General features: G+C 47.2%; 18 protein-coding genes, 4 pseudogenes and 1 riboswitch. Of the genes and pseudogenes, 13 read left to right on the top strand and 9 right to left on the bottom strand.

Translation table 11 applies throughout. The annotated features are described in order from the left end of the window. Nucleotides 1-229: 229 nt before the first annotated feature. On the top strand, nucleotides 230-1,129 hold the full coding sequence (locus tag AB3Y96_RS12920; protein ID WP_175421621.1) for a GNAT family N-acetyltransferase: 900 nt from the start codon (nucleotides 230-232) through the stop codon (nucleotides 1,127-1,129). 132 nt (nucleotides 1,130-1,261) lie between these two features. Here the strand turns inward: AB3Y96_RS12920 and AB3Y96_RS12925 are convergent, their stop codons facing one another. Together AB3Y96_RS12925 and AB3Y96_RS12930 are read right to left on the bottom strand one after the other, a co-directional pair. After that, on the bottom strand, nucleotides 1,262-2,263 hold the full coding sequence (locus AB3Y96_RS12925) for a sodium:calcium antiporter (RefSeq protein ID WP_367299376.1): 1,002 nt from the start codon (nucleotides 2,261-2,263) through the stop codon (nucleotides 1,262-1,264). 92 nt (nucleotides 2,264-2,355) lie between these two features. Continuing rightward, nucleotides 2,356-2,483, bottom strand: a riboswitch (yybP-ykoY riboswitch). A gap of 185 nt (nucleotides 2,484-2,668) precedes the next feature. After that, the gene (locus tag AB3Y96_RS12930; protein WP_367299377.1) at nucleotides 2,669-2,872 is read right to left on the bottom strand and encodes a hypothetical protein; all 204 of its coding nucleotides are present in this window, start codon (nucleotides 2,870-2,872) and stop codon (nucleotides 2,669-2,671) included. Nucleotides 2,873-3,185: 313 nt separating this feature from the next. Here AB3Y96_RS12930 and AB3Y96_RS12935 point away from each other — a divergent pair, with 313 nt between their 5' ends. Both AB3Y96_RS12935 and AB3Y96_RS12940 read left to right on the top strand, forming a co-directional pair. Further along, entirely contained in the window at nucleotides 3,186-3,725 is a 540-nt protein-coding gene (locus tag AB3Y96_RS12935; RefSeq protein ID WP_072309743.1) for a DUF2058 domain-containing protein, read from the top strand. 147 nt (nucleotides 3,726-3,872) lie between these two features. Further along, on the top strand, nucleotides 3,873-4,355 hold the full coding sequence (locus AB3Y96_RS12940) for a cold-shock protein (protein ID WP_367299378.1): 483 nt from the start codon (nucleotides 3,873-3,875) through the stop codon (nucleotides 4,353-4,355). 106 nt (nucleotides 4,356-4,461) lie between these two features. Here AB3Y96_RS12940 and AB3Y96_RS12945 read toward each other — a convergent pair whose 3' ends face one another. Both AB3Y96_RS12945 and AB3Y96_RS12950 read right to left on the bottom strand, forming a co-directional pair. Further along, nucleotides 4,462-4,764 (bottom strand): hypothetical protein, encoded by a 303-nt coding sequence (locus AB3Y96_RS12945; RefSeq protein WP_072309745.1) that lies wholly within the window; start codon nucleotides 4,762-4,764, stop codon nucleotides 4,462-4,464. Nucleotides 4,765-5,229: 465 nt separating this feature from the next. After that, on the bottom strand, nucleotides 5,230-5,475 hold the full coding sequence (locus AB3Y96_RS12950; protein ID WP_072309746.1) for a YmjA family protein: 246 nt from the start codon (nucleotides 5,473-5,475) through the stop codon (nucleotides 5,230-5,232). A gap of 130 nt (nucleotides 5,476-5,605) precedes the next feature. On the opposite strand from AB3Y96_RS12950, the pseudogene AB3Y96_RS12955 reads away from it, so the two are divergent. Together AB3Y96_RS12955 and AB3Y96_RS12960 are read left to right on the top strand one after the other, a co-directional pair. Further along, nucleotides 5,606-5,772, top strand: a pseudogene (locus tag AB3Y96_RS12955) (MFS transporter); the annotation flags it as partial. A gap of 228 nt (nucleotides 5,773-6,000) precedes the next feature. Then, nucleotides 6,001-6,537 (top strand): cytochrome b, encoded by a 537-nt coding sequence (locus AB3Y96_RS12960; protein WP_072309747.1) that lies wholly within the window; start codon nucleotides 6,001-6,003, stop codon nucleotides 6,535-6,537. Nucleotides 6,538-7,189: 652 nt separating this feature from the next. Here the strand turns inward: AB3Y96_RS12960 and AB3Y96_RS12965 are convergent. Then, complete coding sequence (locus tag AB3Y96_RS12965) at nucleotides 7,190-7,702, bottom strand: DUF1440 domain-containing protein (RefSeq protein WP_072309749.1); 513 nt, start codon at nucleotides 7,700-7,702, stop codon at nucleotides 7,190-7,192. Between the two features lie 435 nt (nucleotides 7,703-8,137). Here AB3Y96_RS12965 and AB3Y96_RS12970 point away from each other — a divergent pair, with 435 nt between their 5' ends. Continuing rightward, nucleotides 8,138-10,117 carry an alkyl/aryl-sulfatase gene (locus tag AB3Y96_RS12970; protein WP_367299379.1) on the top strand — a complete coding sequence of 660 codons (1,980 nt, stop codon included), beginning with the start codon at nucleotides 8,138-8,140 and terminating at the stop codon, nucleotides 10,115-10,117. Between the two features lie 189 nt (nucleotides 10,118-10,306). Here the strand turns inward: AB3Y96_RS12970 and AB3Y96_RS12975 are convergent. From AB3Y96_RS12975 to AB3Y96_RS12985, 3 pseudogenes are all read right to left on the bottom strand, one after another. Next, nucleotides 10,307-10,586: pseudogene (locus AB3Y96_RS12975) on the bottom strand (hypothetical protein); the annotation flags it as partial. After that, nucleotides 10,576-11,325: pseudogene (gene cho / locus AB3Y96_RS12980) on the bottom strand (excinuclease Cho); the annotation flags it as partial. The pseudogenes AB3Y96_RS12975 and cho, both read right to left, overlap by 11 nt. Nucleotides 11,326-11,359: 34 nt before the next feature. Then, nucleotides 11,360-11,542 (bottom strand): annotated as a pseudogene (locus tag AB3Y96_RS12985) (DUF4113 domain-containing protein); the annotation flags it as partial. 227 nt (nucleotides 11,543-11,769) lie between these two features. Between AB3Y96_RS12985 and ydfZ the strand changes: the two are divergent. Continuing rightward, entirely contained in the window at nucleotides 11,770-11,973 is a 204-nt protein-coding gene (gene ydfZ, locus AB3Y96_RS12990; protein ID WP_072309753.1) for a putative selenium delivery protein YdfZ, read from the top strand. A gap of 236 nt (nucleotides 11,974-12,209) precedes the next feature. On the opposite strand, the gene icd is transcribed toward ydfZ, so the two are convergent. After that, the gene (icd, locus tag AB3Y96_RS12995) at nucleotides 12,210-13,463 is read right to left on the bottom strand and encodes an NADP-dependent isocitrate dehydrogenase (RefSeq protein WP_367299380.1); all 1,254 of its coding nucleotides are present in this window, start codon (nucleotides 13,461-13,463) and stop codon (nucleotides 12,210-12,212) included. A 241-nt stretch (nucleotides 13,464-13,704) separates the two neighbouring features. Between icd and rluE the strand changes: the two genes are divergently transcribed. The 6 genes from rluE (at nucleotide 13,705) to AB3Y96_RS13025 (ending at nucleotide 20,350) form a co-directional block, all read left to right on the top strand. Further along, the gene (gene rluE, locus AB3Y96_RS13000) at nucleotides 13,705-14,331 is read left to right on the top strand and encodes a 23S rRNA pseudouridine(2457) synthase RluE (protein ID WP_367299381.1); all 627 of its coding nucleotides are present in this window, start codon (nucleotides 13,705-13,707) and stop codon (nucleotides 14,329-14,331) included. A 96-nt stretch (nucleotides 14,332-14,427) separates the two neighbouring features. Continuing rightward, nucleotides 14,428-14,880: an NUDIX hydrolase gene (locus tag AB3Y96_RS13005; RefSeq protein WP_367299382.1), complete on the top strand. Its 453-nt coding sequence runs from the start codon at nucleotides 14,428-14,430 to the stop codon at nucleotides 14,878-14,880. A 416-nt stretch (nucleotides 14,881-15,296) separates the two neighbouring features. Next, nucleotides 15,297-15,917, top strand: a complete 621-nt coding sequence (locus tag AB3Y96_RS13010; RefSeq protein ID WP_072308756.1) for a 4Fe-4S dicluster domain-containing protein — start codon at nucleotides 15,297-15,299, stop codon at nucleotides 15,915-15,917. Nucleotide 15,918: 1 nt separating this feature from the next. After that, nucleotides 15,919-17,934: a hydrogenase 4 subunit B gene (gene hyfB / locus AB3Y96_RS13015; RefSeq protein ID WP_367299383.1), complete on the top strand. Its 2,016-nt coding sequence runs from the start codon at nucleotides 15,919-15,921 to the stop codon at nucleotides 17,932-17,934. A gap of 10 nt (nucleotides 17,935-17,944) precedes the next feature. Beyond that, nucleotides 17,945-18,895, top strand: coding sequence for a respiratory chain complex I subunit 1 family protein (locus AB3Y96_RS13020; protein WP_072308754.1), 951 nt, complete (start codon nucleotides 17,945-17,947; stop codon nucleotides 18,893-18,895). Between the two features lie 15 nt (nucleotides 18,896-18,910). Further along, entirely contained in the window at nucleotides 18,911-20,350 is a 1,440-nt protein-coding gene (locus tag AB3Y96_RS13025; RefSeq protein WP_367300319.1) for a hydrogenase 4 subunit D, read from the top strand. The last annotated feature ends 10 nt before the right edge of the window (nucleotides 20,351-20,360 follow it).

Below are 20,360 nucleotides of genomic sequence, written 5' to 3' on the forward strand. Positions count from 1 at the left end.
ATTGGCAGGTCTATGCGAGAAAGTTCTGATTTGGAAAGAATTATATTTTTTTCAGCTCAGTTCTTATTCTGAACCAGCTTGGCCCTGATAAAATGCGGCGAATCTACGCCCCAGAAATAACATGAGTTTTCCTCTGGAGTATTTAGCAGCGATTTTTTAGTAACGTAAATTGGTTTACTTAATATTGAAGTATGGATTGATAAATTTGCGAAAAGTAAACCGAGTTATTTTGGAAAATCGTAATATGTTACCAATAAAATTATTAGGATGGAAACCATCTAGCTATGAGATTTATTGCCAGGCTTATCACACATTTGGTGGGAGTGTATGCAACCATCCTTTAGTATTAAAAATACTGGAGGATAGAGACCCCAACCAAATTCAGTTTTTTCATAAAAAAGTGAATGGAAAAATCGTTGGTGCATTATTCACTGATAAACGTGGGGAGATTATTCATCCATACAAGAAAATCCCCGTTATATTTGAGAACATTATTCTACCCGTTTCACCAGAACTGGGACGTTGTTATCTGCCTGCAAAATCGAAAGAGCTCTCAATAAAGCATAAAAAACAGTTCATTAACTTCACCTATGGCGTGTTAAACCGTCGATCAATATGTCTTGTTAAAGATTCATTTTCTAAGAAAACGAATAAGAAAAGACAATCTGAGATGAACAAGTTTCTCAACAACGGCGGAGAAGTGGTTCCCGTTTCCGCCTTTAGCAGCGAGCAGCTCAGCACAATTTACCTTAAATTATCTGGTATGCGTTGGGGGAGTCAGCATCATCACAGTGATATCAAAGAGCTGGCCGACTTTATAGAATCAATCCGACCAATGATTTTTGGCAACGTCTTGTTCTATAAGGGTGAAGCCTGTGCTTACGACTTAATTTATCAAGCAGAGTGCAATAATTGGATCTATTTTGACGATCATAATGGCGGGATTAACACCGATATAAAAGATTTTAGCGTAGGAAGCCTTTTACTCTTCGCTAATATCAATACTGCCCATAGCCTTTGCCAACAGAAAAATAAGGAATTTATTTTTAGTATTGGCAGATCAAACGATAAGTGGGCCTATAAAGGACTATGGTCAAATGAAATAAAATTAGGGAAGTCTATTTTTTAAACTCACAGGTACTATGCAAGTTTAATGTTAGAACTTATATAAACATGTTAACGCCGAAGTTATAAATACACTCCGGCGTCATCGTCATATAATGCAGGTCATATAGTGCGGATAGCGCGTCAATGTTTATCGCTACGCAAAACAGCCGAATATCAACAGCACAAACAGCCCATATCCTCCACTGACAATAACTAATGCACGCCCATCCACGCTGCCACGACGAAAAATCTGCCAGAGATAGACAATGGCTAGCACGGTAGCAATGCCTGCGACCAGCAGCGGACCATCAAATAACCATGGTGTGAAAAATAGGCCTAGCGCGCTGGGAATGGTAGCTTGAATCATCATCGCGCCTGAAATATTCGCCAGAGCTAAACGCTCTTTACCCTGACGCACCCAAATTAACGCGTTCATTATTTCAGGTAGTTCAGTCGCCACCGGACTCAAAAATAAAGCCACTAAGTGTGGAGGCCAATGCATAAGGGTTCCAATATCCTCAAGTTGGCGGATGAAAATATGCGAGGCTATCGCAATAACGGCAAGCGATAAAACAATTTGCGGAACAATCCAACCCAGAGACGGCTCAATCGCTGAGGGGCGAATTTTGAGCGGTTCAATCATTTCTTCTTCGGGGGCAGTATCGCTATTTCGAATTTCCCGCCAAACATAGAGCGCATAGGCCACCAGAAATAAAACGCCCAGCCATGGCTTCAAAGTAAAAGCAACCAAGCCTAACGTCACTTTAACGATAAATACGGCAAGAAATGCGCCCTGATCATGGCTCATGCGCGCATAGTCGGCGCGTATCTGAGTGCTTTTTCGATTGGAACGGCGATGGTGCCAAATCAATGCTAATCCAACCACGGCATAGGCCAGAGTCGCCAACACGAGCGGCCCTCCCATTGCGGCCCCCACGCCAATATTTTTTTGCTCTGGCGTACCGCCGAAAACCACGGCCATAAAGGTCACGGTACTTTCAGGCAGCGCAGTACCAAAAGCAGCAAGCACAGAACCGACGGCTGTAGCGCCAATATTTAGCCGCCGCCCAAACCATTCGATTCCATTAACAAAACACTCACAGGCTAAATAAATAGCGATCGCAGAAAGGAAAAAGAGGGTGATTGTTTGATACATGATAGTCATGTGGCCGGGCGAGTCGGATCCCAATGGTGCAACAACACGACTCGCCCGGCAGGGAAAGTGTATTGCGACCAAAAGTCTCGCCTGGCTATGCTTTCGCAATGGCTGACCACGCCATGAGGAAATAAACCTCAAGTTTGTTGACGTGGACTCCTTAGCAGTACTCCCAGTACGGCTGAAGGATGGCTACTCCCCAATGATAGTGCCGCGCATGCTACCAGAACTAAGCCCACGAGTCTCGGGCGTTCAAACGCAGCCATCATTTTGTTTTTATTCTGTTTAGGTTCGAAGAGACAGAGAAACCGTTGCCGCTATTGCATATGAGATATTCTCGCTACGACTGCAATGTGGGCCGATTGACATCAAACCCACCGATTTTTCGACCCCACGTCAGAATGGCTACTGATCTTTATCTGTTTTAGAGTGAAATGAAAGACGAGTCTTGAAATAGGCTTTAACGCTCTCCCCCATCGCGTGAATTTTGGCGTCAATATCCTGACATAAAAACTCATCGCTGTTCATTGCCCTAACTCTCTGTAACGCGAACTCGTCTATCTCTTCTTTTTGCTGTTCGGTTAACTCATTAATATTCTGTTGTTTCATTGGGAGTAAGACCTCTTATTGAGTCGTTGAAATAGGCTTGGTGAGCACGGCCCTTTGCGTATGGCTCGTTAACATTGAGCAGGACGCTACTGCTTAATTATAAGAGTAATTTCCATATCATTTATAAATACACACTACACAGGTGTTGCGCCGATCATTGATAGCGTCGCTGTTGCAGTCCGTCAGTGGCTGAAAACGGGCTTAATAACCACCAGCAAACTTAAACAATGCAGCGATCGGCCACGACAATCTGGCATCACATCAAAAACTACAGGTATAATCTCACCATTATCCCCTGAATTTAGATACGAACATGACAAAACTCACGTTACAAGAACAGATGCTTAAAGCCGGACTCGTCAGCAGCAAAAAAATGGCCAAAGTACAAAGAACGGCTAAAAAATCGCGCGTTCAGGCTCGCGAGGCGAGAGAGGCCGTAGAAGAAAATAAGAAAGCACAGCTTGAGCGCGATAAACAGCTGAGCGAGCAACAAAAACAAGCCGCTCTATCGAAAGAATACAAAGCCCAAGTGAAGCAGCTTATTGAAATGAATAGAATTGACATTTCAAAAGGCGACATTGGCTTTAACTTCACTGATAATAATTTAATTAAGAAACTCTTTGTTGATAAGTTGACTCAATCACAGCTGATTAGCGGTCGCCTCGCGATTGCTCGTTTAGTGATAGATGGCAATAGTGACGCTGAGTACGCAATTATTCCTGCCAGCGTAGCCGATAAAATTGCGCAGCGTGATGCAGACAGTATCGTATTGAATAGCTCGCTGAGCCAGGAAGAGCAAGATGAAGAAGATCCTTATGCCGATTTTAAAGTGCCCGATGACTTGATGTGGTAATGGATGTTTCTATTAGAAAATCCCCTTGGGATTTTCATTACGAATTTATGTTCAACCAGATCATGTAAAGACGTAGGCTACGCAGGCATTGTGCTTTACACTGCGCGCTGCAAAAACTGAGTAGATAAACAATTTAAGTAGGCGGTAATGGCGATGAATGGAACGATCACAACGTGGTTTGAAGATAAAGGTTTTGGGTTTATCAAAGATGAAAACGGTGATAACCGTTATTTTCATGTGATTAAGGTCGCCAACCCTGAGCTGATTAAAAAAGATGCAGCGGTGACATTCGAACCCACCACAAATAACAAGGGCCTGTCGGCTTTTTCTGTGAAGGTTATTCCGGACAGCAAATACATCTACATCGCAGGCGAACGTATTAAGCTGACGTCGATCAAGTCTTACCTTGTTTACAGCGAAGAAGTACCCGCCGATACCGGTATTGATAAAGAAAATACCGTGCTGTCTGTAGGCATATTGATGAACAGCATCAGACCGAAAGCATCGACTCAATCAGATGAAATGCGCTCGCTAAAAAAGCTGGCGATCACAACATTCCAAGGAACAACGCTGATCTTCACTGAAGATGAGATAGACATAGATGCCACGGTGAAACTGCTCAAGGTCTAAGTAATTCCAATACTGGATACTTGGCCTATTCAAAAATAGAGTTTCAGCCCGTAAAAGAGGCCACCTAAGGTGGCCTTTTCAATTTATCAACGCCACCAAAAAAACCTTAGTTTTGCGTTTCGATCTGTGACCAGCCCTTACTGTACATGCAATCATTAATCAGCACTTTTCGCTTTGACTCATTTGCATCAGAAACTGAATAGCTCGTATCAGACGTTTTATTTTTCTTATCTTTGGTCGTATAAGTCGAGCTAACAACATTATCAGGAGGTAGGTCTCTTAGGGCCTGAGCTTCACATTTTGTTTCAGCGATGGAAGCATCGTTCGCATTAGAGCCCGGTTTTACCCATTGATAGCTGCTACATCCAGAAAGAAGCAGCACCGCTGAAAGAGTAATAAATTTACGCATTATTAATCACTTATAATCAAAGCTTAGCGAATATCAATATCTAAGAGAATTATTTATAGGATTCAACCCCATAGAGTCCCCTTCCTTTATTCACAGATATTCACTCAAAAGATAAATCCGCTGTTACCAGCTGGGATAGTGGCTTGTTGCCGCATAGTGCGCCAACTTAAGTTGTTCATGGCAACCACCCTTTTCCATAAGCTGGGTTAAAACATGCAACCTTCACAGAGTAGCCGAATGAAATATCATAAACAATAACCTCTCGTTATTTGTTTAATCTCTATTAATCGCAAAACTGATTGAAAACGGATTAATTGCTGAACTCAGAGCTCAATGCGGAGGTTAATCAACTCTATTCGTCAGTGATTGGAATGGCTATTGACCGACGAATAGAGAAATGTGCTTCATATAGGCGGCTGATAAGATCAAACAACGATATCGCTAGTAGAATAGCCTCAACAAGAACTACTCATTGCCCCATCGATTTAGGAACTCCGCAATATCATCGATTCGTTGTTGGTTAATTCCGGCCTCAACGGCCATCGCTTTCTGCGTATCCTCACTGACCTCTTCGTTATTCATTAAACGGGTAATCAGTAGCTGGAAATAATGCGCCAAAGCGTCACGCTCCGACTCGCTCACTGGCTCTGCCGATTCCGTCGAATACTCATCCAGAATGTCATAGTATTTCAGGGATACTTCATTATTCATCGTTCATCTCCACGTTTTAGTCTAAGTCAGTTGCGGTCTGCATTGGCTGGTTTTAATAATATCATTCTTACTCCGTTTTCTGGCATTCATGTCGCATTCACCACGCGATAACTCCTCAGTACGTTAAAGGTTGCTGATGGATTCACTGGGTAGATTTGCGTTTTCAATGTACCTTTTCACGCCAATGAGCCATCAATGGGAACGGCAGGAGTTACTGTTATCTCAGGCTATCAAAGGTGTTTCGCAGCAGTTTGCGATGGCCCCATCGTTACATTAACTCTGGGCGGTATTCCACGACTGACTGAAGTTGGCATAGTTGGCATAGTTGGCATAGTTGGCATAGTTGGCATAGTTGGCATAGTTGGCATAGTTGGCATCTGGCGTATTCAATCTAACGCGTAATCTCGGTGTTCTCAATTAAACCGAGCGTTGGCAGATATGAAAGCCCTATAACCATTATGTTATTAAGGATTTGTTAAGATTTAGTTTATAAACTTTATATTCATAGTTTCAAAGGGCATAACAATGACAAAATTCTCTACGCTACAAATACAACTCCACTGGCTCACGCTCGTCTTAATTGCTGTTACCTATGCAGCGATGGAGCTACGTGGCTGGTTCCCCAAGGACTCAAGTGCGTATCTTGCCATGAGAGCAACACATTACAATGCGGGTGTATTTGTATGGCTGCTGATGTTCTTTCGTTTGGGGCTAAAGCATAAATACAAAGATCCGAATATTGTTCCACCGCCGCCATGTTGGCAAATGTACGCAGCTAAGCTCATGCATATTGCCCTCTATGCAACCTTCCTTGCTTTACCCGTGCTCGGCATTGCCTTAATGGCCTATGGTGGCAAATCATGGAGCTTGCTAGGTTTTACTATTTCTCCTTTTGTGGCAGCTGATGGCGGAGTAAAAACAACAATAAAAGATATCCACGAAACACTCGCCAATGCGGGCTATTTCTTAATAGCATTTCATGCCGCTGCGGCGTTATTTCACCACTACATACAAAAAGACAATACGCTCTTGAGGATGATGCCGGATAAAAAGGCTCGGTGAGTCAATATAAGAACGAGAATGAGTGGCACAGCGCCTTAATCCACTGCCGTGCCCTTTCCAGCTGTTTCTGCATCGTGGTTACTCCCGCTAGGCGGGTTTTATCACCGCGGTATCACTGCCATCTCTCTAGCGACAAACGTATCATCATTAACGCGGCTTACGCACATACCGACAGGCGCCCTATTCAGCATCTCAAATAATCGGCTTTGAGTGACAACCGTTGCCTGATCACCACACCTGAATTCCTTCCCCTGAGGCCTTGGCATTTCTAGCTTACCGCCGGGAGAAGTAGCGCCGTTTATGGCCCAGTTTAAGGCGCCAATAATGCATACCAGCCCAATACCTAACGTAATAAATATCGCTTTTACACCAGTGGAAAACTTCACGCGGAGTTCCTTCCCAAAATAAAAGCGAAGATAACAGCATGAAGAGTATGGTTAAAATTGGTTGTATAGATCAATTACCTCATATTGATCGTTCAAAACGATCGGTATTGCAAAGGTACTATCTTGGTATTTAAGGAAGTCCCCGTCGTCAACCTCAAGTCAAAAGCTTCAATATGTGGATGTCTGTTTGGCTGGCGCTACATACAAAAAAAGGCCACATAAAAATATGGCCGAATAAACAGATTATTTGAGTTTCAAGCGTAAGCTTAGATTTTTGTCATTTTTGCTCTAAGCGCAATACGTAACAATTCAACAGACCATATCCATAAGCAGGTTCCTAGGATCTCAGATATGATTTCGTCTGCAGGAAGATGAATAACCGCTGGTGATAGCCCAAGAATCGGGAGCATAACTCCGTGACAGACAATGGCAAAAAGAACGCCAAAAACAATACCTTGCAGCATGGTTATTCGAGGGAAGACTTCTGCTACTACGCAATAAAAAACAGTCGCAGCAATAGAAAAAACAATATGTACAAAGTTCCCTCCCCAATACACCAGCTGGTCAGAATAACTATAAACAAGTGAATGCCAATCAATGCCCATATCAGTCAGCATCTGTACGGGAGGAGCAATTCGGTCTGGGGTTCGAGGAGGAAGAATATCCTCCGTTCCTGATTTCACGAATGCTGAAATGATCCCGGTAATAACCCCGATAACTAGGGCGATAAAATAATGACGATTCTGTTTTGGTGTTGTCTCAAGAAGTGTAATTGACATGCTATATCCTCTGTTAGTCCATGTAATGATTATTTAACATCGGAAAGATTAACAAAGCATATGCTTTAGTTAAGTAGGGTTAATTTTAAGAAATATCTTCTATCACATACTGCACCAAACTAGAAATTATCGCCCTTCGCAGGCACTTTAAAGCATCTTTTTTCAGCTCAAATACAAACAATTCATAATTATCAATGAGATACCGAACCCAGACCTCGCCCTATTAACTTTCAGTGCTCCTCCAATGAATCTCAAATATACAATCCTCAAATTTTGAATATTTTGTGTTATTACATGGCGAAATGTAACAACTTGGTTATATTTAAAAAATGTTTTTGCCTGATGACAATCATTGTCATTGAAATTAACGAATTATATCCAGAGGTAACTGCTCGAGCTCGTTGGGTAGTTAGAGTTTTCACATAAGGATGGCAAATGAGACTTAAGTTGATCGTCAAAAGCCTTGCGCTGGCGGGGCTACTCTCCTCCACTGCACTGACACCGCTGTTTGCGCAGGAAGCACCAAAAGAAGCGACACCTTCAACAAAACAAGCTAACGATGCACTCTATAACCAGCTTCCTTTCTCTGATAACACTGATTTCACAAACGCCCACAAAGGTTTTATCGCCGCGTTGCCACAGGACGTTATCAAGGGCGAGCAAGGGAATGTCATCTGGAATCCGCAACAATACGCTTTTATTAAAGAAGGGGAAAAAGCCCCTGACACCGTGAATCCAAGCCTGTGGCGTCAGTCCCAACTTATCAACATCAGTGGCCTGTTCGAAGTAACAGACGGTGTTTACCAGATCCGTAACCTTGATTTATCCAATATGACCATCATTGAAGGTAAAGAAGGTATTACCGTAGTTGATCCGCTCGTTTCAGCTGAAACAGCAAAAGTTGGCATGGACTTATACTATAAAAACCGTGGCAACAAGTCTGTCGTCGCCATCATTTACACCCACAGCCACGTTGACCATTACGGCGGCGTGCGTGGTGTTGTCGATGAAGCAGATGTGAAATCCGGTAAAGTAAAAGTTTATGCGCCTGCTGGCTTCATGGAGGCCGCCGTTGCTGAAAACATAATGGCCGGAAATGTCATGAGCCGCCGTGCCAGCTATATGTATGGCAACTTGCTCAAACCCGAAGCAACTGGACAGGTTGGTGCGGGCTTAGGTACTACGACGTCTGCGGGTACCGTTACGCTGATTGCGCCAACGAATATCATCGAAAAAGATGGTCAAAAAGAAGTCATTGATGGTCTGACTTATGACTTTATGCTGGCGCCAGGTTCTGAAGCCCCATCCGAAATGCTGTGGTATATCGAAGAGAAAAAACTCATCGAAGCCGCAGAAGACGTAACCCACACCTTGCACAATACCTATTCGCTACGCGGTGCGAAAATTCGTGAACCATTGCCATGGTCGAAATACATCAACGAAGCTATCGTTCGCTGGGGTGATAAAGCCGAAATAATTATGGCCCAGCACCACTGGCCAACCTGGGGTAACAATAACGTGGTTGGCCTGCTGAAGAGCCAGCGTGATCTGTATCGCTATATCAACGACCAGACCCTACGTATGGCGAACGAGGGTCTGACCCGCGATGAAATTGCGGCAAACTTCAAGTTACCAGATAGTCTCGCGAAAACTTGGGCTAACCGTGGTTACTACGGCTCCATTAGCCACGACGTGAAAGCGACCTATGTGCTGTACCTCGGCTGGTACGATGGCAACCCAGCCACTCTCGATGAACTGCCGCCAGAAGAAGCAGCAAAGAAATTTGTTGAATATATGGGCGGTGCCGATGCAATTCTTAAGAAAGCTAAAACCGACTTTGACCAGGGTAATTACCGCTGGGTGGCGCAGGTTGTCAGTAAAGTCGTATTCGCCGACCCAAATAACCAGAATGCACGTAACCTTGAAGCTGATGCACTGGAACAGCTGGGTTACCAAGCAGAGTCTGGCCCGTGGCGTAACTTCTATTTGACCGGAGCTCAGGAGCTGCGTAATGGCGTGGTGAAAGGTCCAACGCCGAACACAGCAAGCCCGGACACCGTTCGTGCCATGACGCCTGAAATGTTCTTCGACTACCTTGCTGTTCACATCAACGGTGAAAAAGCAGGTAATGCTAGGGCGGTGTTTAATATCGACTTGGGTAATGATGGCGGCAAGTACAAGTTGGAGCTGGAAAACGGTGTACTGAACCACACCCCTAATGCAGAAGCAAAAGACGCCGACGCAACTATTACGCTAAACCGCGACACGCTGAATAAAATCATCCTGAAAGAAGAAACGCTGAAACAGGCCGAAGATAAAGGTGATGTGAAGGTAACGGGTAACGGTGCGAAGATGGACGAAATGTTGGGCTATATGGACAAGTTCGAGTTCTGGTTCAATATTGTGACACCATAAAAAAATCCTCTGAGGTGTTTACGCCTCAGAGGATTTACCTTCGGTAATAATCGGCGTCCCCTGAATTTTTATTTGGTATTCCTTTTATTCCTGCCTTCGTTTACCCATACGTTTTAATAACCAATTCAAATTGAATAATAACAAAACGGGAGCACTAGGCTCCCGTTGGCATATATCGAAGTTATCCGATTACATGTGCTTAATAATCGCGTCACCAAACTCTGAACATTTCAGCAGGTTAGCGCCTTCTAACTGACGTTCAAAGTTATAGATCACGGTCTTGGCAACGATTAAGCCTTTCATGCTTTTAACAATTATACCTTTAAGCATTAAATCTGCCGCGTCGAACCATTGCATGTGGCGCAGCAAACGGCCTTTCGTAACATTTCAATTTATTCCAAAGCAATAATATTAAACTTCCCACTCAGTAACGGTTTGCATAATATTTTGTAGCCGTCCCTATCGAAGCAATCTGCCGTAGTGTTGATTGATTTGGCCTCTTGCAAGCTTCCGACTGTTCCTAGGTAAAACCAGTTATTAATAATATGATACTGAGTGAAAGTCTCGCAGCTTTCCTCAACAGCAACCTTGCCATTATATGGCCAGCACTGTACTCGCATGCTCTCCATCGCTTGCACCAAACGCAACTGATGCTCTTCAAGCGACTCCTTACCGCAGCATGCTCCACCACACCGCTTAAGAGCATAACGAAAGCAAGCACGCCCTTGAACCAAACGCTCCAGACCTAATACGCCATAACAGAGTTTTTGCTGATCAGCTACCGCTCTCAATGCATCTAATGCTGACAATTTATTGGGAAATAAACCGAATAATTGGGTTTCGTGCCAAAAATCACGATCGCCAGCATAAACAACCTCAACGCCGCTATGCTTTAGCGATAGCGAGCAAAGCTGCTTAGCATGCCTCAGCTTTTTGTTGAACAATGGTTTTTGTGCCTTTATCAACTGAGCTTCTATGAGTAACGCCCCTAGCTCACCAGCCATTTCTATATACTCAATATGGGTAGTTAAATGAAGCAGTTTTGCTTCATTCTTATTCCGAAAGTGCGACATAACTCTAGAGCGAATATTGACACTTTTACCGATATAAAGCGGCATTGTCTTGCTCGTACCATGAAAAATATATACCCCCGGTCGCGAAGGGAGCGCCGCGAGTTCTTTCTTCAGATGCTCTGGATATTTATACATATCCTCATCTAATATTGGCACTTATTGTCTCCTTTCAGCCAGAGATGAACGAGTGAGCCTTGGCAATAGGCAACTCGCCAAACCTCGAGGTATGTGCTGGCGAAAGCATATTTCGTTTCATCTGCCAGTTCTTTTGGATGCCTTGCCCTGCAAACCAAATCGCGCCCCTACCCTTATTATTTATCTCATCGAGAACCTTCATCAGCGCCTCACTGTTTAGCGTCGGCGCGTTCTGCATCGCTACATTACGGTGAACTCACCGCCAAGGCACGCGTAGCGATTGATGGCCTTGATGCAAGGATCTAACATCCGAATGAGCATTTCTATTATGACGACTGAAAACTGCTGTTGTTTAACCATAACTCAACCAAACAGCACTTTGTAATACCCATACAAATTTAGAGGTTAAACTCCTAGCATCGACTACTTAAAAGGAATATCTCGATGAACATTGCCTATGACATGAATAGAAATGCTTTGCGGGTGGGTGCCCACGTTATTGAAAATGGCACCTGTAAGGTTATGGTGATCAAAGCAATCAACGATGAAAATCTTGCAAGAGAGCAAGTTCGTACGGCGAAGTGCGTGGTTTGTAACGACGGTCCTAATGCATATGCGCCTGAAGACCTTATTTTGCTTGGGCACTAGAATATTAAATGAAGCAACATTACCTCAAGCTGTTAACTTGATGATTTTTCAGCCGTGCGTAGTATCCGCGCCCGACAAAAACCCTGTGAATCACTCAAACGCAGTTCAACGACGATCGAGGGAAAGATTGGATGGTTGTTGACATAGAAAAGAGCAAATCATGGAAGAGTTTTGGGGAAGATTTCTGGTTAACAAAAAATAACGGGGCTCTAATAGCCCCGTTTACATTCGCGTGATTACATGTGCTTAATAATCGCGTCACCAAACTCTGAACATTTCAGTAACTTAGCGCCTTCTAACTGACGTTCGAAGTCATAGGTCACGGTCTTGGCAGCGATTGCGCCTTCCATGCCTTTAACAATTAAATCAGCCGCTTCGAACCATTCCATGTGGCGCAGCATCATTTCAGCGGACAAGATAATAGAACCTGGGTTTACTTTATCTTGGCCAGCATACTTAGGTGCCGTGCCGTGGGTAGCTTCGAACAGCGCGCATTCGTCACCGATGTTAGCGCCCGGTGCAATACCGATACCACCAACCTGTGCGGCCAGCGCATCAGAAATGTAGTCACCGTTCAGGTTCATACAGGCGATAACGTCATATTCGGCAGGACGTAGCAGGATCTGTTGCAGGAACGCATCCGCAATCACATCTTTAACGATGATGTCTTTGCCGGTTTTAGGGTTCTTGATTTTAACCCATGGGCCGCCGTCGATCAGTTCGCCACCGAATTCTTCACGCGCCAACTGGTATCCCCAGTCTTTAAATGCGCCTTCGGTGAACTTCATGATGTTGCCTTTGTGAACCAGCGTCAAAGAATCGCGGTCGTTGGTGATCGCATACTCAATCGCCGCGCGTACCAAGCGCTTAGTGCCCTCTTCCGAGCAAGGCTTGATGCCGATACCGCAATGTTCAGGGAAGCGAATTTTCTTCACGCCCATTTCATCACGCAGGAATTTGATCACTTTGTCAGCTTCAGCGCTGTCTGCTTTCCATTCGATACCAGCATAGATGTCTTCTGAGTTTTCACGGAAGATCACCATATCGGTCAATTCTGGCTGTTTCACCGGGCTAGGCGTGCCCTGATAGTAACGGACTGGGCGCAGACAAACGTAAAGGTCGAGCTGCTGGCGCAATGCAACGTTAAGAGAACGAATACCGCCGCCAACCGGAGTGGTCAGTGGGCCTTTGATAGCCACGCGGTAGTCACGAATAAGGTCCAGCGTCTCTTCAGGCAACCATACGTCTTTGCCATAAACCTGAGTTGATTTTTCGCCGGTGTAGATTTCCATCCAAGAAATTTTGCGTTCGCCTTTGTAGGCTTTGTTAACGGCTGCATCTACGACTTTGATCATTGCAGGAGTCACGTCAACACCGATACCGTCACCTTCAATGAACGGAATCACCGGGTTATGCGGAACAACCAGTTTCCCCTGAGCATCAACCGTAATTTTCTTACCTTTAGCCGGAACAACAACTTTGCTTTCCATTAACCTCTCCTTCAGCGCACGTACTTATAAAATACCGTTTATAAATATTACTACCCATTAACCTGGGTCATTCGTTTTTGTACAGTAACTGCTTGATTTCGCTAAGGCATGAATTTTAAAAAACGCAGCCTTTTGTTAATGCAATGTAAGATACCTGTCAATATTACTTGAAATATTGTCTGTCGCCAATCGGAATACGATTTCAGTTATAATGTTGCGACCATCTGCTATCATAATCACTATGTCAAAATTCCCTGTTAAAAATCACAAAGTTAACCGATTCAGCTCGCGCCCTGCTGCGGCTGTAAAGCGTCCACGTGGGCCACGAAAAGTGGTCATATTCAACAAACCATTCGACGTTTTGCCTCAGTTCACCGATGAAGCAGGACGCACTACCTTAAAAGACTTCATCCCGTTGACCGACGTTTACGCCGCCGGTCGTCTCGATCGAGACAGCGAAGGTCTGCTGGTGCTAACCAACGACGGCCAACTTCAAGCTCAGCTAACTCAGCCAGGGCAAAAAACGGGTAAGGTCTACTATGTTCAGGTTGAAGGTGCGCCAGACGAAACCGCTCTAGAGCAATTCCGCCGTGGCCTTGAGCTAAAAGACGGTATGACGCTACCCGCCGGGGTTGAAATCGTTGCCGAGCCAGAATGGCTTTGGCCGCGTACCCCCCCAATTCGTGAACGTAAATCTATCCCTACCACATGGATGAAAGTAACGCTTTATGAAGGCCGTAACCGGCAGGTGCGTCGAATGACAGCGCATATTGGTTTCCCCACCCTGCGCCTGATCCGCTACAGCATGGGAGATATTACGTTGCAAGATCTCGCCCTCGGCGCGTGGCAAGAAATCCAATATCCCTAGCCGTGAAGCATGCATAACACATGGCTGAATTAAACGCCTGAAGAACGAAATGGTTAAGCAATATTGAATAGCTAAACAATAGAAGAAGGAAATCTGATGCTAAAACCTCATGTGACCGTTGCCTGCGTTGTGCAATCCCAAGATCGTTTTTTGATCGTTGAAGAAACCGTACACGGCAAACCGACCTGGAATCAGCCTGCGGGTCATTTGGAGGCCGACGAAACTTTGTTGGAGGCCGCGGTGCGTGAGCTATGGGAAGAGACGGGGATACACGCCCAGCCTCAGCACCTGTTGCAAATGTATCAATGGGTTGCGCCAGACAACACCCCCTTCTTGCGTTTTACCTTCTCGATTGATTTGCCAGAACAGCCGGAAACGCAGCCACACGATAACGATATTGACCGCTGCCTGTGGCTTACCGCCGATGAAATTATTCACAGTGACCGTCTGCGGTCGCCGCTGGTTCGCGAGAGCATCCTGCGTTATCAACGTCAGGAACGATATCCGTTGGAAATTCTCGCTACTTTCGGTGAGCTAAAAAGAAGCTAATTAAGCGATAAACCCCGCATCGTCGTAACACCGTTCACTTAAGCGTGATTTTAGGGGAAGTACACCGATGGGGGTCGTAGCAGCTTTAGCTGCCGGAGCGCCCCGCGGTGTGCTAGCCCCGTGTATCTCGATTTCTTAAACGAACGGCGTTACGCATCGGCGGGGTTTTTCTTATCCTCTCAGCATGACGTGCTGGCGATCACACTTTTTACCTTTGATATTCTTATTCGTCACAATTGACGTTTTTTTAACTCATAAAAATGACGACCCCGCCCCAAATCACTTAATTTGTCTCGCGCTAAAAACGTTACTCATTCTTTTTATTAGAAAAAATTTTTAGGCCTCTCTTTGGCACGGATCGTGCTCATGCATTGGACATGATAGTCACCGTTGTCATCTGAACCAGAGGACCGAACATGAATCGCTTTGTGATTGCAGAACCTTTGCGATGCATTGGCTGTAATACTTGTCTGGCTGCCTGCGCCCAGACGCACAAGGATCAAGGGTTGCAGCAGCACCCTCGCCTTGCGATGACGCGTACCGGCGACCAAACGGCCCCCATCCTGTGCCGCCAATGTGAAGACGCACCGTGTAAACGAGTATGCCCAGTTAGCGCCATCAGCCAAGGCGCAGACGCTATTGAGCTAAATGAAAGCCTGTGCATCGGCTGCAAACTATGTGGTCTGGTCTGCCCCTTCGGGGCGATTACGCCTTTTGGTAGTCATCCTCTGGATCTTCCCAATCAATTTCAATATCACGTCAGCGCGGCTGAGCTTGCCGATGTTCCCGTCAGTCCGCCGACGATGGAACCCTTTCTGGCATGGAATGCAGGGGTACGTAGCATTGCCGTCAAATGTGACCTATGTGCTTTCTCGCCGTCTGGCCCCGCCTGTATCCAAGTTTGCCCCACCGATGCGCTGCACTTGGTCGATGAAAAACTGATGGCTCAGCAACTGCTACAACGCCGCTTGGAAGCCTCTTCCGAGTTAGCGTCTGACCTTCTGGCGCTCGCCATCCCACCGCAGGAGCACCTCTAATATGGATTCTCTACAATTGTTGTTCTGGTCTGTTGGTCTCTACGTTGTGGGTGCCGTACTCTCTTTACTGTTTGCACGGCAAGAGCGTATCGCGATTTGGGCCACCGGCATCAGCGCAATTCTGGGCGGTATTATCGGGCTGTGCAGCGCGTTTCCGGTATTGATGCAGGGCATAACGCTCACCTTTTCTGCTGCCGGCCCCTTCCCTTTCGCCGAGTTCGTGGTTCGTATGGATCCCCTCGCGGCGTTTATGGTGCTGGTCATTTCATTACTGGTGACCCTTTGCGGGCTGTATTCACTTTCTTATGTTGAGGAGTATCGCGGCCGCGGAGCGTGGAGCATGGGGTTCTTCATGAACCTGTTCATTGCCTCCATGGTGGCGCTGGTGGTGATGGACAATGCCTTTTACTTCATCATTCTGTTCGAAATGATGTCGCTCGCCTCGTGGTTTTTGGTTATTGCCGATCAGGACGACGAATCTATCCACGCGGGCCTGCTCTATTTCTTTATTGCCCACGCGGGTTCCGTGCTCATCATGATCGCGTTCTTTCTCATGTGGCAGCAAAGCGGCAGCCTCAATTTTGCTTCTTTCCGCAGCCTCTCGCTTTCTCCAGGGCTGGCCTCGACCGTTTTTCTGCTGGGCTTTTTTGGCTTTGGTGCCAAAGCAGGGATGCTGCCGCTGCATAGCTGGCTGCCTCGCGCGCACCCTGCGGCACCTTCCCACGCATCGGCCTTAATGTCTGGCGTTATGGTGAAAATCGGCATTTTTGGCATCATCAAGATCGGTATCGACCTGCTAGGTGCCACCGAGCTGTGGTGGGGGATCGTGGTGCTGGGATTTGGTGCCGTATCTTCCGTGTTAGGCGTGCTGTATGCGCTTGCCGAGCACGATATCAAGCGGCTCCTCGCATGGCATACGGTTGAGAATATCGGCATTATTTTGATGGGCGTGGGCGTAGGCATGGTTGGCATCGCCACTCAACATCCCGTTCTCGCCGCGTTAGGTCTGCTTGGCGCGCTCTATCACCTGCTGAATCACGCCGTCTTTAAAGGGCTGTTGTTCCTCGGCGCAGGCGCCGTTATTTACCGTGTGCACACCCGTGATATGGAAAAGATGGGCGGCCTCGGCAAACTGATGCCGTGGACAGGACTGGCATTTCTCATCGGCTGTATGTCTATTTCGGCACTCCCCCCGCTCAACGGCTTCATCAGTGAGTGGTACACCTATCAATCGCTGTTCTCAATGAGCCATTCCGATGATTTCATCATGCGGCTAAGTGCGCCGATTGCCATTGTGATGCTGGCCATCACCGGCGCACTCGCAGCGATGTGCTTCGTTAAAGTGTACGGCATTAGCTTTTGCGGCGGTGCGCGCAGTGAGCAGGCCGCGCAGGCTCGCGAAGTGCCTTGGCCAATGACGCTCTCCATGTTGCTGTTGGCGTTACTGTGCATTTTGCTTGGCGCAGGTGCCAGCATTGTGGCACCCATCATTTCTAGCGTAGCGACAACGCTCGTCAATACTCACCCCATCACCGTCTCTGAAGGATTGCTGCTGGTTCCCGCGCAGGCCTCTCAGGCCATGCTTTCCCCAGCGGTCATGTTCATCTTATTACTGGCATTGCCGCTGCTGCCGCTGCTGGTCTATCTGGCGCTACGCGGTAACCAGCAGAAATTTCGTCGCCATGGCGATCCTTGGGCCTGTGGATACGGCTGGGAGGATGCCATGTCTGCTTCCGCTGGCAGTTTCACTCAACCGCTGCGCGTGATGTTTATGTCGCTTTATCGGCTGCGTAAACAGCTCGATCCGTCACCTCTTTTAGCACGTGCGCTAGATAGCACCACCCGCGGAGCCGCACGTGCAGAACCGTTTTGGGACGAAGGCATCATCTACCCACTGGTTCGTGGCGTGCGACGTTTTGGCTCACGCGTTCAAAATCTGCAGGGGGGCGATTTCAGACTGTACTGCCTCTACATTGTGGCCGCATTAGTGATCCTACTTTTGATTATTGCGGTGTGAGGAGAAAATCATGTTAATGCAAGAAACGCCCTCGCTGGCGATGGGGATCTTCGCGCTAATGCAAGCGATTATCCTATTAGCCATGACTCCGCTGATGACCGGTATCTCGCGCCAGATCCGCGCCAGAATGCAATCTCGCCGCGGGCCGGGGATTTGGCAGGATTATCGCGATCTTGGCAAACTGTTCAAGCGCCAAGAAGTCGGTCCAGCACAGTCCGGCATTATTTTCCGCCTGATGCCCTATGTTTTGCTCGGCAGCATGCTGTTAGTGGCGATGTCTCTCCCCGTCTTCACACAGACTGCCCCCTTCGGTGGCGCGGGTGACCTTATCGCTTTGCTGTATCTTTTCGCTCTGTTCCGGTTTTTCTTCTCGCTTTCCGGCTTGGATACCGGCAGCACTTTTGCCGGTATTGGTGCCAGCCGTGAACTCACGTTGGGGATCTTAGTTGAACCAACGTTGATTCTGGCTCTTTTGGTGGTGGCGCTTATCGCGGGGTCAACCAACATTGGCACCATCAGCGCCACCTTGACTCAGGGGTGGAGCTCACCCACGGCAACTTTCTTGGCGCTGCTAGCCTGCGGATTTACCGCTTTCATTGAAATGGGAAAAATTCCCTTCGACGTGGCCGAGGCCGAACAGGAATTACAGGAAGGGCCGCTCACCGAGTATTCAGGTTCGGGACTGGCCTTGGTGAAATGGGGAATCGGTCTGAAGCAGGTCGTGGTCGCAGAACTGTTTCTAGCGGTGTTTATTCCCTTTGGTAAGGCCGCCACGCTCAGCGCTTCGGCGCTCTTCTTCGCGTTGATCCTCATGCTTATCAAACTTCTGGTGGTATTCGTGCTGGCCTCACTGGTGGAAAACAGTTTGGCTCGCGGTCGCTTCCTGATGACTCACCGTGTGACATGGCTTGGCTTTGGCGTTGCAGCGCTAGCCTTCGTGTTTTACCTAACCGGTCTATAAGGAGCTACCGCCATGATGGAAAATATCGCTCTAACGACCCTTTTGCTACCGTTTATCGGCGCACTTATCACCGCCTGCGCACCCAAACGTTACGCTAAATGGCTATGTACTCTCCTCGCCCTATTAGCCACCTTGGGCACGCTGGCACTGGGTTGGCAATATTGGCTGCATGATAAAGCCGACGTCACCTATACCCTGCTCAGCTACGGCACGGTCGAGCTGTTTGGTTTTACCATTGACCGAATCAGCACCCTTATCGTGTTTGCCGTGGTGTTTCTTGGCTTCTTGGTCAGCCTCTATTCAACGGGTTATCTCACCGTTGGTAATAAAGAGCATCCACATGAGGGCAGCAATCGCTATTACGCGTTTCTGCTGATCTTCATTGGTGCCATGGTCGGGCTGGTGCTTTCATCCACCATTCTGGGGCAACTGCTGTTTTTCGAAATCACAGGCGGCTGTTCGTGGGCATTAATTGGCTATTACCAGACGCCAAAATCTCAGCGTTCCGCCATGAAAGCGCTGCTTATCACCCATGTGGCCTCGATTGGGCTGTATCTCGCGGCCGCCACACTGTTCCTTAATACCGGCACTTTTGCCCTCAGCGCGCTGGCTAATTTACACGGCAACGCCAGCTATATCGTGTTCGGCGGGATCTTGTTTGCCGCATGGGGGAAATCTGCCCAGCTACCGCTACAGGCGTGGTTGCCCGATGCGATGGAAGCGCCAACGCCTATCAGTGCTTATTTACATGCGGCATCAATGGTCAAAGTCGGTGTTTATATCTTCGCGCGTGCCATCCTATCGGCCGGAGAAGTGCCGCATATTATCGGCTGGGTCGGCATCATCATGGCGACCATCACGCTGATCTACGGCTTCTTAATGTATTTGCCGCAAAAAGACATGAAGCGCCTGTTGGCATGGTCAACCATTACCCAGCTTTCCTACATTTTTCTCGCCCTCTCGCTGTCGATATTCGGCTCTAAACTGGCCTTTGAAGGCGGTGTGGCTTACATCTTCAACCATGCCTTTGCCAAAAGCCTGTTCTTCCTGATCGCCGGAGCACTTAGCTACAGCTGTGGCACCCGAATGCTGCCGCGTTTAAAGGGCGTGCTGAAGAAAATGCCGCTGCTTGGCATCGGATTCTGCGTGGCCGCCTTAGCCATTACCGGCGTCCCCCCGTTTAACGGCTTCTTTAGCAAATTCCCTATTTTCGCCGCAGGTTTTGCGCTTTCACATGAGTTTTGGGTCATGACGCCATTAATGGTGCTGGTACTCATCGAATCTGTCGCCAGCTTTGCGTGGTTCATTTATTGGTTCGGTCGCGTCATTTCCGGCACGCCGAGCGAAGAGGTTGCTCAAGCGGCGCCGGTTCCTCTAGCCATGCGTATCGTGTTGGTGGTGCTGATCGCGATGTCAGTATTCTCAAGTTTTATCGCCGTTGCCTGGCTTGGATAAGGGAGTCAAC

The organism is Hafnia alvei, from assembly GCF_964063325.1.
Lineage (GTDB): Bacteria > Pseudomonadota > Gammaproteobacteria > Enterobacterales > Enterobacteriaceae > Hafnia > Hafnia alvei_B.